Here is a 14,811-nt window from a genome sequence, read left to right as displayed (position 1 = left end):
TAACAAGGTTTCAAATTAAGGAACGCTTTTGTACCAGACTCTAGTCGAGGCCCTCGAGTGGGCTTCATCTCAACTGCATAAAATCTCAGATACGCCAAAACTTGATGCCGAGGTGATATTACTGCATATCATTCATCAGCAACGCGGGTATCTCTATACCTGGCCTGATGAGCGATTAACATCGGATCAGGTGACGGCTTTTGGCGAGATGGTTGCCAGACGCCTCCTGGGTACACCTATTGCGCATATCGTCGGAGAACGTGAATTTTGGTCTCTGCCATTTATGGTCAACCCGACGACGTTAATCCCGAGACCGGATACCGAAATTTTAGTCGAAACGGCATTGAATCTACCACTGGCTGACAGTGCCCGGGTATTAGATTTAGGCACCGGAACCGGGGCTATTGCGCTCTCACTGGCCTATGAGAAGCCAGAGTGGCAGATCACTGCGGTCGATAAGATCATCGAAGCGGTGGCTCTGGCTAAGGCTAATCGAGCACACCTGAAGCTTCCACAGGTCGAGATTGTACAGAGTGACTGGTTCGACTCAGTTGCCTGTTATGATTTCAACTTAATCGTCTCTAATCCGCCCTACATAGATGAAACAGATGAACACCTGAGCCAGGGCGATGTCAGGTTCGAGCCTCAAAGCGCGTTGACGGCTGGAGAAGAGGGCTTTGCGGATCTCTATCATATCGCCTCATGTGCGAGAGATTATCTCGCTCCCGGCGGTTACCTGTTGCTCGAGCATGGTTATCAGCAAGCCATACAGCTCAGAAAGAAGATGATCGAGCTGGGATATGAAAATGTCGCCACAGTGCGGGACTTTGGCAGTAACGACCGCTGTACGTTGGGGCGTTGGCCAAGATAGCCAGCTTGGGTTGATCCCCAAGGTTGTCTCTTTAAGGTGAAGAGTGCCGCGGCATCGACTGGTGTTGCTTTTAGCTGAATGAATTCGAACGCCATTGGTATTTCTTATACCAATGGCGTTTTTGTTTGTCGCACGACAAAACTAGCTAGCCTTGGAATGAAGGTAGATTTACATTTCTTTTTTGGTTCATTGGTATTTGAGTGTGTGTTTGAAGGCCGTATCTTCAATATGGACTTATAGCCTGCGGCTCGCCTAATGTGTAGATACTTCTTCGGGACGCTGTGAAGCCATCCCTGGCCGCTTAACGAAAACGTCCCTGTTTTCGATACCCTCAGACGCATCCACACTTGCTGATTCACAAGAAAGTTTTCTCTTCGATTTAGGTTCTTTTGCTAACAAGAAATGCCCCGAAACGAACTATAAACCATTGCCAATCGTATAAATTTATCTAATCATAGGCATATATGATCAACCTTTTTTGGCCATGGTTTTATACGCCAGCCAGAATCTTCACTCTGACGTATTTGGTGCCAAGTTGATTTATTAATATTCACTTTAGGTACAGCATTGATGACGTGGTATCGGACTATCACCCCTTAGAATCAAAGGACGGAAATGAATGCGGATACTCAGTGTGCTATTAGTTATTTTTTCTGGAAGCCTTTCTTATTACGCTATTTCAAGCGAACCAGAGAAAAGTATTTTGATTTTTAGTGATTACGCTAAAGGCATTTTCTCATACAATTTTAAAACCAGCCAACTTGAGACTCTTTATCTCTCTGACAAAAATAATTATGTCATGAGCGTAGCGTCGTTAAACAGTCATCAGTTTATTTTCTCGGAATGTTCAATATTGGGGCGATGCAACATGAAAATTTTCAGTAGATTGCCATCGGACATAAAAGACGTTGGCTTAGGAGTCTTCCCATTCGTAGTTGGTAATGAGCTGTTTTTTAGCCAATATGATAAATTGAATAAACGGCAAAATCTTATAGCTACCCTACTTTCCGAGTCAAATGAATTGACTCATAGTCGGTTAGTTGATGTAGATGTGAATTTACAATATTTGGTTCCCTCTACTGATGGTTTGTACTATTTATCTAATAAGAACAACCTTCAATTCTATAGCTTCAATTCCCAGAAAGTCATCACTATCTCAGCCAACCTTGTGCCTGTGATGTTTTCAAAAGAGAAGGGGGGATTGATTTCGTACAACATGCAGATTGGAAACTACGCTTTACTAGAAAAAAACACCAGCAATGATAATCATATAGCTCGTGATTTGGACTTTTTCGACATTGGGACTCCGATTGTTATACCAAACGGTCAAAAGATTATTTTTCCAGCTAGAGTTAATCACTGGATTGTTTCGGAAACATCTCATATTTTTTCTCTAGATCTTCAAAGCGGAGATAAAGAAGTTCTGATCAAGCATAAACAACTAATATCTGGTTTTGTTCAATGAATGCTACGAGTTACGTAGTAGGTGCTGCTTGCCGTGTATAGTTTGTGCCGATTGTTTCTCTCATACAGTTAGAATGGATATTAGCAGCTTTCAAATAGTGAGGTGTATTGGCCTAGTTAAATTGGTCACTTAATTAGGGGCTAACCACAACAGCCTTCCTGGCATTTCCGGACTTAGCCATCCAATATCGATCTAAAAAACCACTAAGTCAGAAGAATAAATGAAAGATATTTGAAACTTGTTATCAGACAAGTAATCCAAACTGTGTTCGATTACACTTGTTAGCAGAGAAATTACCCTATAGTCTGAGACACTTACATAAGAGATGAATTGGATAATAGCTTTCAGCTTTGAGCGTGGATTGGCTAATCTGAAGGCCGTGTTGAAGGAGTAACATCTGTGGCGAGCAATATTATCAGACCCGGGTATGTCGGCGAGTTTAGCTGTATTGGCCCCGACTGCGAAGACTCCTGCTGTATCGACTGGTCGGTTCATGTCGATAAGCAGAGTTATCAAAAGATCATACTGCACCCACAGCTGAAGAGTCTGGCAGAAGGATCGATGCAGTTACTTAATAACAAGGATGATGACTGGGCTGTTATCCGGTTTGACGAGCAGGGAAGGTGCCCGTTTCTGCAAGAGAACATGCTGTGTAAGATCCATGCCCAGGCGGGAGAGGATGCGCTCAGTGACACCTGCAGGAGTTACCCCAGGATCTCCAGGGTGAGAGGGGATGATCGATTCGAAAGCCTTTCATTATCATGTCCTGAGGCCGCCAGAAAGATATTATTCGGTGTGGATGGGTTTATCTTTGAGAGCAACGAGACAGAACAGGATGTTCTGTCCAGGCCCGTGCCACAGTGGGCCGCTAAGGCTTATGACTATAGTATCGACTTGTTGCTCGATGACAATTTAAACTGGCAGGAGACACTGCTTGCCATAGGTTTGCTGATCAACTACGCCGGTAGCGTATCTAAACAGCAGGCTGCACCGGAGCTGCTGGACGATACGTTCGCGCAGCTGTCTCATATGGCCGCAGAGGGAGAGATTCGACTGGCGTTTCAATCACTCCCCTATATTCCTGAGCACCAGCTACATACCTTCCTTTCAGTGCACACCATGTGTTGTGACGAGCACCCCAGACGTTTCCGCCCAAGGTTTGGTGAGTTAAACGATGCCATTCTGGCCATGTCAGATGGAGAGGGTCAGCTGAATATGGAGAGCATTAATAGCGCCTGGAATGATATTGCCATCCCTGCACTGACATCACATGCGGACCTGTTTAGCCGTTATCTGCTCTACTATATCTATCATCTTCAATTCCCCATGACTGCGGACAATAACCCCCTGTCGGCGTTCAACTTGTTGGTGCTCGATTGCTTTATGTTGCGCTGCTATCTTGCCGTTATGGCTGCAAAGCACAATGGCTTGAATGAGCATGATATTGTTTTGTGCTTTCAGGTTTACCATGTGGTGCGCCAGCACAAGCCTAATTTTATAAAATCAGTCACAAGCATCATGGAACAATCCGCTTTTTCAGGCGTTGAAGCTGTAGTTAGCCTGCTGAAAACCAACGGTAGAGCTTAAGCCCCCAGATTCTTGACCATAAAGTATTTGCAGCCGGTTTTGGGGTAGGCTTCCTGGGTCCATTGGAGTGTGTAACCACGAGCTTCGTAGAAGGGGCGGGCCTGGAAGTTTAGGGTGTCGAGGATGGCGAAGATGCAGCCGCGCTCGATGGCAATGGCCTCGGCTTTGGCTAAGAGTTGACTGCCTATGTTCTGCCCTCTTAGTGTCTCACTCACCCATAGGTTGTCTATCTGCAACCAGTTGCCAAATGTCCGGGCCGAGAAGCCTGCCAATAACTCTCCTGTTTCGTCTTCGAGTTTGAGTCCCAGGGGGAGACGCTCTGAGACTTCCCAGTTCTGCCAGTTGAACTCGGCAATCTTATTTTCGACGGTGTTGGCAAACTCTTTACTGTTGTCGTGTGTGAAAGTCGGGGTCATTAGCTTTTCCATATTGATTAATCTTGTGCACAGCATAAACTAGGTTTGGTTATGTGATAAGTGCATATTAATCATGTTGAAATGAATATCGCGCATAGTAGGCTGCATCGTCTCGATTTGGTCAGGTTGCGAGTGCAGCTCATATTGGAACATATCGGAATGAAAATCATGCATAACAGGTTGCATCGTCTTGATCTTAATCTACTGAAATTGTTCAGTGCCCTCTATGTTCACCGAAATGTTTCCGTGGCGGCGGAGTCGATGAACCTGAGTCAGTCGGCGTTCAGTCATGCCCTGGCCAGGTTGCGAGTGCAACTCGATGATGAGCTGTTTATCCGTAGTCGGGCACAGATGATACCGACTCGCTATGCCGACAGCATTCATGAGCCGGTAGCTGAGGTGCTTTCGACCTTAGGGAGCTGCTTCGCCCCGCAGACTCATTTCATTCCCCACGAGAGCCGGCATGAATTTAATTTCGCCGTCACCGATTTTACAGCGCTGTTGATGATGCCCCGTCTGATGGCGCATCTGGAACGGCATGCACCTCTGGTGCGCATCAACCTGACCTCCCGTAGTGAGAAACTGCCTCTGGCCGCATTTGAGGCGGGAGAGCTGGACTTTGCCTTGGGATATTCTCATTTTGATGAGGTACAAACCCCATTGATTAATCAATGGATCTGGTGGGAAGACTGTTACTGCACGATAGCGAGCGATAAGCTTGAAAGAATGGATCTGAAGACCTTTCTCTCTCGTCGGCATATTTTGGTCTCGCCCTGGGGGGAGAAGATCGGAGTGGTGGATGAGCAGTTGAGTAAGCAGGGGTTGCAGCGAGATATCGCCTTGCAGCTGCCCAATGTGATGAATGCGCCATTTGTGGTGGCCGGATCGGAGCTGCTGCTCACCTTACCTAAATTTGCGGCGCAGGCACTGCAGGGAGCGTTGCCTGTCAAACGGTTCGATGTTCCCGTAGATATGCCTACCTATCAACTGAAACTGTTTACCTATAAGCCGAGTGAAAATACACCTGAGAATCTCTGGATGAGAGAGCAGCTTCAATCCCTGTTTAAATCTGAATAGCTTGCCGGATAGTGGCGACTTTTACTTGGAAGAGATGCTAGTGGTTTGTAGATATTTCAAACGTTTTCAGAGATTCTGATCATGATATTGGTGATGGAAGAGGGGATCGGGTACACTACCGCCTTTGTCAGCTAAATAAGAACTATTAATGGAAACTTTTTACAGCCTTTACCCGGTGATTAAGCATCTTCATTTGACTCTGGTTGCGGCTAGCGTCTTGTTTTTCCTGGTACGTTTCGTATTGCACCTGCGTCAATCTCCAATCATGGATAAGAAGCTGGTTAAAATTGCTCCCCATGTGATAGATACTTTCCTGTTGTTATCGGGTTTGACACTCTGCTTTATGATTAAGCAGTATCCTTTTGTCGATCCTTGGTTAAGTGAAAAGCTAGGGGCTGTAGTTGCCTATATCTTCCTTGCGACTATTTCGATGAAGGCACAAAGAGGCACTTTGTTCAAAGTCTTTGCTGCTCTAGGTGCGGTTGGCTGGATATTTTACGCTGCAAAATTGGCCATGTTTAAACAAGCGATGCTGTTGGGATAATGACAATTTTTACATTGAAAGAGACGATTCAACTTCCCGAGTCGGCATTTGAAATTACCGAACATTTGGGGTTCTCCAAAGTAGAGTCCGCTAAATGGGCTTGGCTTGAGATCGCCGGTGCGGTATTGAGCCATTATGTTGTGGATAGGCATGCGAGATTAGATGGCCTATTGCACTGGTTCTATCAAGATCTCGGTTTTTGTGCGCGAGAGTCTTATTTCAGTGTCGAGGCGGCAGATTTAGGGGCTTGTGTTACCACCCGTCAGGGAAACAGTACCACTTTGGCGACTGTGCTCATGTTACTGGCCAAACAGCTGGATCTTGACCTCGAGCCTCTTCTGCTTCCCGGAACCACCGTTCTTTGTAGTCGAATCGATGATGAGGTTCGTTACATCGATCCCTTGACCGGCGATCGACTTAACCGTCATCAACTGCATGCTTTGGTTCGGGGAGAGCTGGGTAATGGCGCGCCTTTTAAGCCTGGTTACTTAAAACCTGCCAGCCTAAAGCGTTTGATATCCAGAATGATACATGAGCTTAAAGCTGGCAGTATTGTCACTCATCAGTTTGAGCCTGCGATGGAGTGTTGTAACTTGTTATTGCAGTGGCACGAGGACGATCTGAATCTTAACCGTGAACGCGCCTTTATCGCGCAGCAGTTAGGTTGTATCAGCGTGGCGGCAGCCGACTTGAAACATTTTGTCGATAACAGCCCTCACGATCCTGTGATTGAGTTAGTTAAGATGCAATTGAAAGAGCTCAAAGAGGAACAAGAGATCTATCATTAGTCTCTTCTCGCGTTAGTTTCTTCTCGCATTAGTTAAAATGAGACAAGATGCGGCAAGGTGAGAAGTGGTTGAACATAGGCATGAGATAGCCGGACAGGTAATTCACATTCTTTCAATTATGAATGAAAACCCTATCCCGAACTCTTCGCGGTTTTACCACTTCAGCTTCTGTCGCAAACAGATGGCAATCAATTCGTTAAATTTCACCAGAAAACCAATTTAAATAAGATTAATTAAAACAGTAAGCGTTCTAACAGTAAAAAATAAAATAATAAAACACTAAAAACTATAATAATCATAACTATAAACAATCAACAAAATTGCCGGCTAGGGAGATAACACCGAATGAGTAGTACCGCTTTAGTGACGAATGATGCCACAGGTTTAGGCCTGCTGGCCGTGATTTTAGGTTTCGTATTTTATACCAGTCACAGCAAACATCCTTTCTGGAAGAAGTTTTACAAATTCATTCCTGCGTTATTGATGTGCTATTTCCTGCCGTCCTTGCTCAATACGTTTAACATTATCGACGGGCATACTTCTCAACTTTACTTCGTTGCATCTCGTTACCTGCTACCTGCGTGTCTGGTTCTGCTGATCTTAAGTGTCGATCTAAAGGCTATTCTCTCTTTGGGGCCAAAAGCGATCATCATGTTCCTGACCGGTACGGTTGGTATCGTGATCGGTGGGCCCATTGCTCTGCTCATTATCTCCAGCCTTAACCCCGAAATTATCGGTGGTCATGGACCCGAAGCCGTTTGGAGAGGAATGACCACGCTGGCAGGCAGCTGGATTGGCGGCGGTGCCAACCAGGCAGCCATGAAAGAAATTTATGAAGCGGGTGGTGACATCTTCTCTATCATGGTGACCGTCGATGTTATCGTGGCCAACATCTGGATGGCTGTGTTGCTGTTTATGGCATCTAAAGCCAAGCAGATAGATAAGAAGACCGGGGCCGATACGAGTGCTATCGAGAGACTCAAAGAAAAAGTTGAAAAGTACCACGCCGAGAATGCACGCATTCCGAGCTTAAATGACCTGATGATGATCGTGGCGGTGGGTTTCGGTGTCACAGGTTTAGCCCATGTTTTTGCCGATTTCCTTGGCCCATTCTTCGAGGCCAACTACCCATGGACGCGTGACTATAGCCTGACATCTAAGTTTTTCTGGTTAATCGTAACTGTGACCAGTATTGGTCTCGCCATGTCATTTAGCCCGGTTCGTCACCTTGAAGCTGCCGGCGCATCTAAGGTGGCATCTGCGTTCCTTTATATTCTGGTCGCAACCATCGGTTTGCATATGGATGTGTCAAAACTTGCCGATCCCGATAACCTTTGGTACTTCGCGATCGGTATAATATGGATGATGGTTCATGCGAGCTTTATGTTGATCGTGGCTAAGTTGATCAAGGCCCCGCTGTTCTACATGGCGGTAGGTAGCCAGGCCAACGTAGGTGGTGCCGCATCGGCGCCGGTAGTCGCTGCGGCATTCCATCCGGCTTTAGCACCTGTGGGTGTGTTACTGGCGGTATTGGGCTATGCTGTGGGAACTTATATGGCGTGGATGTGCGGACAGATTTTGCAGATCATCGCGACATAACTTTTAGATGCTAGGTACTAGGTGCCAGCTTGTAGCTTGTTATCTATACTCTGGATGTGTGGCTGCTAGTTTATGGTTAGGCCAGTAAGGTAGACGTTAAATCAAATTGATTCATGCCGATGCATCGCCTCGGCTCTTTAAGAGAGAAGTTTTAATGAGTAATAAAATCATAGGTCTGGGTTCAATCGAGATTGCAAACGATAAACCTTTTGTGTTGTTTGGCGGTATGAATGTACTCGAGTCGCGCGATTTAGCAATGAAGATTGCTGAAACTTACGCCGAAGTGACTCAAAAGCTTGGTATTCCTTATGTTTTTAAAGCGTCTTTCGATAAGGCTAACCGCTCTTCAGTAAATTCATACCGTGGTCCGGGAATGGAAGAGGGGTTGAAGATTTTCGAAGAGATAAAATCGACCTTTAATCTCCCTCTTATCACCGATGTTCATGAAGTACACCAGTGTGCCCCAGTGGCAGAAGTGGTCGATATTATCCAATTGCCGGCTTTCCTTGCTCGTCAAACGGATCTGGTTGTGGCAATGGCTAAGACCGACGCCATCATCAATGTTAAGAAGCCTCAGTTCTTAGCGCCTCATGAGATGCGTCATATCATTACTAAGTTCAATGAAGCCGGTAACGATAAGATCATCTTGTGTGAACGCGGCAGTAGCTTCGGTTATAACAACCTAGTGGTTGATATGTTAGGCATGGACGAGATGAAGCAGTCCGGTTACCCGGTGATCTTCGATGCGACTCACGCACTACAGCGCCCGGGCGGACGAAGCGACAGCGCTGGTGGTCGTCGTGCTCAGGCTACAGAACTTGCCCGTAGCGGTATGGCACTTGGCTTGGCTGGTCTGTTTATCGAAGCGCATCCTGATCCTGATAATGCTAAGTGTGATGGCCCGTGCGCACTGCCACTTCATCAGTTAGAGGCGTATCTGACTCAGATGAAGGCGGTCGATGACTTGGTTAAATCATTCGATGCGATTGATACCAGTAAGTAGCACCAGCTAATGCTCTATTTTCAAAGCCCCGGTTTATACCGGGGCTTTTTTGTTGCTTTTTAACAAGGATTAAGGTTGATTACAGAGTGCATCTGTATCCTGCCGCGACATTAAAAATGTTGCGCCCGCTTTTTGTCGAAAAGTCAGGAGTGCTTAATTATAAAAAGTAGAGGGTGATGAACTATGGCAAATGAACAGGCAGCTCCGGGGAAACTCGGACGAATGTTAGATGGAATTGAAAGGGTCGGTAACAAACTCCCCGATCCTGCAATGCTGTTTCTTATTTTACTCTTTGCGGTGTGGGGGCTATCGGCACTGCTGTCTGGTGTCAGTTTTGAGGCCATAGATCCCAGAACCAGTTCCCCCATAGAAGTTAAAAACTTGCTGAGTGCTGAGGCGCTGACTCACTTTCTAACCAGCATGGTTAGTACCTTCATGGCCTTTGCACCACTGGGCGTGGTATTAGTCGCTATGTTAGGTGTAGGTGTCGCTGAGCATTCTGGCTTTATTAATACCGCACTTAAGAAGATGCTCAAAGTCACCCCGCTTAAATTTTTAACGCCTGCAGTAGTTTTGGTAGGGATTATCTCTCATACCGCTACAGATGCAGGTTATGTGGTGGTTATTCCGCTTGCAGGGGTGATTTTCTTTACCGTAGGCCGTCATCCGTTAGCGGGTATTGCAGCTGCTTTCGCCGGTGTATCTGGTGGTTTCTGTGCTAATTTTATTCCGTCGGGTATCGATCCGCTACTGCAAAGCTTTACTCAGTCGGCAGCGCAAATTGTTGACCCGGATATTCAGATTAACCCGTTGAACAACTGGTTCTTCGCCGCAAGTTCCTGCATTCCTATCGTGTTAATTATCTGGTATCTGACCGATAAGGTACTGGAGCCCAGGTTGAACCGTACTCATAAGGTTAATACCGAAGAGGTCGATGTGCCTTCTATGGAAGAAAGCACACCTAAAGAGGAGAAAGCATTTCGTGTTGCCACCTTTATTATGCTGACTGCTGTTATCGGCTTCTTCTCGCTCACTGTCTCTGAAACCTCAACACTACGTGACGCTAATGGCTCGCTCACCAGTTTCAGCGCCCCCTTAATGCAGTCAATCGTGCCGCTGATCTTCATCTTCTTTGTGATCCCCGGGATGATTTATGGTTATATGACCGGCACCTTTAAAAACTCGATTGATGTCGTTCAAGCCATGTCTAAGTCGATGAGTGGAATGTCTCACTATATCGTGATGGCATTTTTCTGTGCTCAATTTGTGGCGGCGTTTTCAGCATCAAACTTAGGAGCGCTAATTGCGGTTGAAGGGGCAAGTGGTCTTCAGGCGATGAATTTGTCAGCTGAAGTGACCATAGTTGGGTTGATCATCTTAGTCGCCTTCGTGAACCTGTTTGTCGGTTCATCATCGGCTAAGTGGGCCTTAATTGGTCCGGTGCTGGTGCCTATGTTAATGCAATTGAATATCAGCCCGGATCTGTCACAAGCGGCTTACCGTGTCGGTGATTCCAGTTCCAACATTATTACCCCGTTAATGCCGTACTTCCCACTTGTCGTTGTCTATTGTCAGCGCTACGTGAAAGATATCGGTATAGGTACCCTCATCTCAATGATGTTACCTTTTAGTCTTTGTTTGCTTGCATTGTGGAGTAGTTGGTTACTGATTTACTGGTCGATTGGTATGCCACTAGGCTTGGGGGCCAGTTACACTTACTAAGTGTTGAACCAATTGTCAGCTATCATCAGATAGCGATATCAGATTAAAGCCCCGACTTGTTCGGGGCTCACTATTACTTTGACTGATAATGAGTATATTTAATTTTCCTCTGCTTTGGGTCGTTTGACATAAGAGGATAGGATACGCTTAACAGCTATTTCAGCTGTCAGAAGTGTTCATTCTTTATGTGGATCTTGTTTACCTTTCTCGCCGCGTCCATGCAGGCTTGGCGTAATGCCTTTCAGAGCCAACTGAGCAGAGAGGTGAAAGTCGCCGGTGTCACCCTGGCGCGTTTTCTCTGGGCCGGCCCCATAGCAGGGCTATACCTGTTGATACTCTATCTATGGCGACCGGTGGAGTTACCCGAGTTCTCATCTGCCTTCTCGCTTTATGTGCTCGGGGCTTCGGCAATGCAGATTGTAGCTACGGCCTTGATGGTGAAGTTATTTAAACTGAAAAACTTTGCCGTTGGCGCCGGGCTTGCCAAGAGTGAGGCCTTAGTGGCTGCGGTATTGGGGGTTCTCTTTTTCGGTACTCAGCTTTCGTTGCTGGGCTGGCTCGGTGTGATTATCGGCGGCATCGCAGTCTTCCTGATGAGCAGCCGTAAGGGATTAAAGGATATCTCCTTACAGACCGCGTCAATCGGGCTGGCTTGCGGCAGCGCATTTGCGCTGACATCACTGTGGGTGCGTGAGGCGAGCCTGAATTTAGACCTGCCTTTTCCTCACCGGGCGGCCTGGGTTTTACTATTTGTGATAACGATTCAAACCATCGTGCTGCTGGCATATCTCTATGCTTCTGATAAGCAGACCTTAACGGCACTCTGGCAGCGCCCCAAGCTGACCCTGCTGACCAGTATCACCAGCTGTTTGGGTTCCATAGGCTGGTTTAGTGCCATGTCCCTGCAGGCCGTGCCCTATGTCAAAACATTGGGACAGATAGAGGTATTTTTCACTTTGCTGATTGCCATGTTCTGGCTAAAGCAGAAGGTCAAAATTAAAGAGGTATTTGCCTTAGTCTTGATAGCTGTTGCAGCCATATTGGTGATGTGGGGTTAATCACTTTTCTACTGGCTGAAACCTGTCTGGTAAAGCTATACGAAGCAAGGTTTCATCTAGAACAACCTAGGCCCTGCAGCTTCTGCTGCTTACCTTCTTAGTTGCAATAATAACCATATGCGCGATAAATGTCCCCAATGTCGCACCAGCTAGCAGGTCCCCCAGATAGTGATAGTTTTGTCCCAATTGTCCGATAAATACGGCACACATGGTGGCAATCCAGAGTGGTCGATACCGTGGCAGGTGATACCAGAAGGTCGTCGCCAGTGCAAAGGTGAACAGGGCGTGACCCGATGGAAATGAGTTGTAGGCGAGCCCCTCGGCAAAAGGGTGAAACCCTTCGATACGGTCGCTTATCCAGGAGGGGTTATTGTTAACCCAGGTCTGAGGCCAAGTGCGGCCAAACAGGGCTTTTGCACTAACGCGCAGTATGGACGCCAGGATAAAGGTTGCCGCCAGGTTTATCGCTAACCATCTATATTGGTGACGTAGCTTAGGGACGATACAAAGCGCGACCGTAATAGCAGCCAAGATCTCTAAAAACAGGGGAGTATTACTCATCAATTTGATCAATGAGTTGGCAAATGAATGTTGATAAATAATGTCTGCCAGCCCTCGATCGATAAAATTTACGCTGACAAGTATGGCGATAAACATGGTGGCGTAAAATATCGCACTTCTTTTGAATGAATAAAGAAAAGCTGGGGTACGGGCTGTCGGCATCTTGATTCGTATTAACTTCTGGGGAAGTGAGGGGGTAATCTAACTCGGATAAAAAATTGCTGCAACTGACGATGCAGGGAACCGCAAACAATCTGGACTTCCGTTTGCCAGGATACGCCCTATTTGGAGGCGATAGCTAAAATTGAGGCCGCTAAGTTAAATTGCTAATTTAAGCTTCTATGTTAGCTATTATACCTACGGGTATTACTTAAGCTTTCGGGCTCTCATCGCTATTGCAATGCAAATAGCGGCGCCACCCCAAGTGATGGTAAGGGCCAGCACCAACATGATTATTGCTCCGGTACTCATAGTTCTTCCTTGTGATTGGATGCGAAGTTTATCAATATTGAGATAAACAACATGATGGCAATGAGCCCCCAACCTAAGAGTAGCTGGTCTGCTATCGGGTAATCACCATAACCATTATTGACAGTGTTGACTAAGTTCCTAACGAGAATGATGCCCAACATTGCCGGGCTGATAAAGCGTAAACAGAGCTCAAACCATATGCCTATGGTGAATTCCGAGAGTCGATTGGTGTAGTCTCTTACATCGGCAATTTTAAATAGCCAGGTAAGGATGATGAGTTCAATGAAGCAGCTGAATAGCAGGGCGATATTATTAATAAAGTAGTCGATAAGGTCGAGCAGTAGCAGCCCGCCATTGGTGGCAAACGCCATGGAGATGATAAAGCCGGTACCGCATACTATCGCAGCCGCTTTTTTGCGGGGCAGGTGAAGCTTATCCATAATGGCTGAGGTCACGGCTTCAAGGATAGAGATATGGGAACTCAGACCTGCAACCACCAATGCGAAGAAAAATAGTGGCCCGAGTATATAAGGTGCCGGGAGTAGATTAATGGCTGCGGGGATCGTTACAAATGCCAGCCCAACGCCGGATGTGACCACCTCAGTCAAAGGTTTAGCCTGCTCTTGTGCCATATAGCCAAGCACTCCGAATATCATGATCCCGCCCATGATAGAGAAACCACAGTTGATTAGCACTGTCATGAACGCATTATTGTTGATATCCGACTTTTCAGGGAGATAGCTCGAATATGCGAGCATAATGGCGAAACCTACACTTAAGGTGAAGAAGATCTGCCCATAGGCTGCAGACCAGACCTTAGTGTCCAATATTTTGCTAAAATCAGGCTGAAAAAGATAGTTGAGGCCTTCGAGCGCACCGGGAAGAAATACAATTCTGCCTATCAAGACTAATACCATGATGAACAGTAGGGGCATCATAATTTTACTCGCGCGCTCTATTCCCCCCCTCACGCCGGTAAAAATGGCTAAGGAGGTAATGGCCCAAGCGATGGCCATCGGCAGGGCGATATGTGGTTGGAAAACTCCTAAGCTGGTGGGGGAGTTATCGCCAAGTTGCAGGTATTCATTGAAGAAGAAAGCGTTGGTGTCGGTTCCCCAACTCTGTGTAAATGAGAAGCCTAAGAAGGAGATAGTCCAGCCGATAATGGCCACGTAATACACAGCTATGACTGCAGCGATGAGAACCTGAAACCAGCCGAGCCACTCCAGCCTGAGTCCATAATGTATGCCTAATCTGGAGAATACTTTGGGCGCGGCTCCACGCAGTTTATGTCCGAGACTAAACTCCATTATCATAAAAGGGATACCGGCAGATATCATGGCAAAGAGGTAAGGGATGAAGAAGGCCCCCCCACCATTTTCATAGGCCATATAGGGGAATCGCCAGATATTACCTAACCCGATAGCAGAACCAACAGCTGCGAGAATAAAGCCTATACGTGAGTTCCACTGCTCTCTTTGCATATGATTTTTCCATAGTTTTCAATCTACTTTCTCTTCTCATAATAGTAGACGAAAAATGAAGTGATGCACTCTGTCACTAAGTACTCACTCAATGTTCACTCAATAGAGCGGGGGAGTGGGAAATGCAATGTGGTTAAAAGGGGCGGGGGGGAGATAAAAAATACT

Annotated in this window: 14 protein-coding genes; 10 read left to right on the top strand and 4 right to left on the bottom strand. The window is 46.5% G+C overall.

Translation table 11 applies throughout. From position 1 onward, the window contains the following. Positions 1-28 precede the first annotated feature (28 nt). The 3 genes from prmC (at position 29) to fliB (ending at position 3,923) form a co-directional block, all read left to right on the top strand. Positions 29-871 (top strand): peptide chain release factor N(5)-glutamine methyltransferase, encoded by an 843-nt coding sequence (gene prmC / locus SSED_RS18055; protein WP_012143792.1) that lies wholly within the window; start codon positions 29-31, stop codon positions 869-871. Positions 872-1,490: 619 nt separating this feature from the next. Continuing rightward, on the top strand, positions 1,491-2,336 hold the full coding sequence (locus SSED_RS18050) for a hypothetical protein (RefSeq protein ID WP_041421786.1): 846 nt from the start codon (positions 1,491-1,493) through the stop codon (positions 2,334-2,336). A 399-nt stretch (positions 2,337-2,735) separates the two neighbouring features. Then, positions 2,736-3,923, top strand: coding sequence for a flagellin lysine-N-methylase (gene fliB / locus SSED_RS18045; RefSeq protein WP_012143790.1), 1,188 nt, complete (start codon positions 2,736-2,738; stop codon positions 3,921-3,923). Here the strand turns inward: fliB and SSED_RS18040 are convergent. Next, a complete protein-coding gene (locus SSED_RS18040) occupies positions 3,920-4,339 on the bottom strand; it encodes a GNAT family N-acetyltransferase (protein WP_041421785.1) in 420 nt (139 codons plus the stop codon). The two genes, fliB and SSED_RS18040, sit on opposite strands and share 4 nt — an antisense overlap. Before the next feature lie 159 nt (positions 4,340-4,498). On the opposite strand from SSED_RS18040, the gene SSED_RS18035 reads away from it, so the two are divergent. The 7 genes from SSED_RS18035 (at position 4,499) to SSED_RS18005 (ending at position 12,130) form a co-directional block, all read left to right on the top strand. After that, positions 4,499-5,416: a LysR family transcriptional regulator gene (locus SSED_RS18035; protein ID WP_041421784.1), complete on the top strand. Its 918-nt coding sequence runs from the start codon at positions 4,499-4,501 to the stop codon at positions 5,414-5,416. Between the two features lie 148 nt (positions 5,417-5,564). Continuing rightward, a complete protein-coding gene (locus tag SSED_RS18030; protein ID WP_012143787.1) occupies positions 5,565-5,960 on the top strand; it encodes a SirB2 family protein in 396 nt (131 codons plus the stop codon). After that, complete coding sequence (locus SSED_RS18025; protein WP_012143786.1) at positions 5,960-6,748, top strand: transglutaminase family protein; 789 nt, start codon at positions 5,960-5,962, stop codon at positions 6,746-6,748. Before SSED_RS18030 ends, SSED_RS18025 begins: the two co-directional genes overlap by 1 nt. A gap of 345 nt (positions 6,749-7,093) precedes the next feature. Beyond that, positions 7,094-8,347: a DUF819 family protein gene (locus SSED_RS18020; RefSeq protein WP_012143785.1), complete on the top strand. Its 1,254-nt coding sequence runs from the start codon at positions 7,094-7,096 to the stop codon at positions 8,345-8,347. A 154-nt stretch (positions 8,348-8,501) separates the two neighbouring features. Further along, complete coding sequence (gene kdsA, locus SSED_RS18015) at positions 8,502-9,350, top strand: 3-deoxy-8-phosphooctulonate synthase (protein WP_012143784.1); 849 nt, start codon at positions 8,502-8,504, stop codon at positions 9,348-9,350. Positions 9,351-9,533: 183 nt separating this feature from the next. Beyond that, a complete protein-coding gene (locus SSED_RS18010; protein ID WP_012143783.1) occupies positions 9,534-11,072 on the top strand; it encodes an AbgT family transporter in 1,539 nt (512 codons plus the stop codon). Between the two features lie 185 nt (positions 11,073-11,257). Continuing rightward, complete coding sequence (locus SSED_RS18005; RefSeq protein ID WP_012143782.1) at positions 11,258-12,130, top strand: DMT family transporter; 873 nt, start codon at positions 11,258-11,260, stop codon at positions 12,128-12,130. A gap of 66 nt (positions 12,131-12,196) precedes the next feature. On the opposite strand, the gene SSED_RS18000 is transcribed toward SSED_RS18005, so the two are convergent. From SSED_RS18000 to SSED_RS17995, 3 genes are all read right to left on the bottom strand, one after another. Beyond that, positions 12,197-12,853, bottom strand: a complete 657-nt coding sequence (locus tag SSED_RS18000; RefSeq protein WP_012143781.1) for a phosphatase PAP2 family protein — start codon at positions 12,851-12,853, stop codon at positions 12,197-12,199. Positions 12,854-13,057: 204 nt separating this feature from the next. Further along, positions 13,058-13,162 (bottom strand): MetS family NSS transporter small subunit, encoded by a 105-nt coding sequence (locus tag SSED_RS24665; protein ID WP_150104360.1) that lies wholly within the window; start codon positions 13,160-13,162, stop codon positions 13,058-13,060. Beyond that, complete coding sequence (locus SSED_RS17995) at positions 13,159-14,646, bottom strand: sodium-dependent transporter (protein WP_012143780.1); 1,488 nt, start codon at positions 14,644-14,646, stop codon at positions 13,159-13,161. The genes SSED_RS24665 and SSED_RS17995 overlap by 4 nt, the downstream gene beginning before the upstream one ends. Between the last annotated feature and the right edge of the window lie 165 nt (positions 14,647-14,811).

The sequence above is a fragment of the Shewanella sediminis HAW-EB3 genome, from assembly GCF_000018025.1.
GTDB classification, from domain to species: domain Bacteria; phylum Pseudomonadota; class Gammaproteobacteria; order Enterobacterales; family Shewanellaceae; genus Shewanella; species Shewanella sediminis.
Note: the sequence above shows the minus strand (reverse complement) of the source record. Positions and strands in the feature narration are given on the sequence as shown.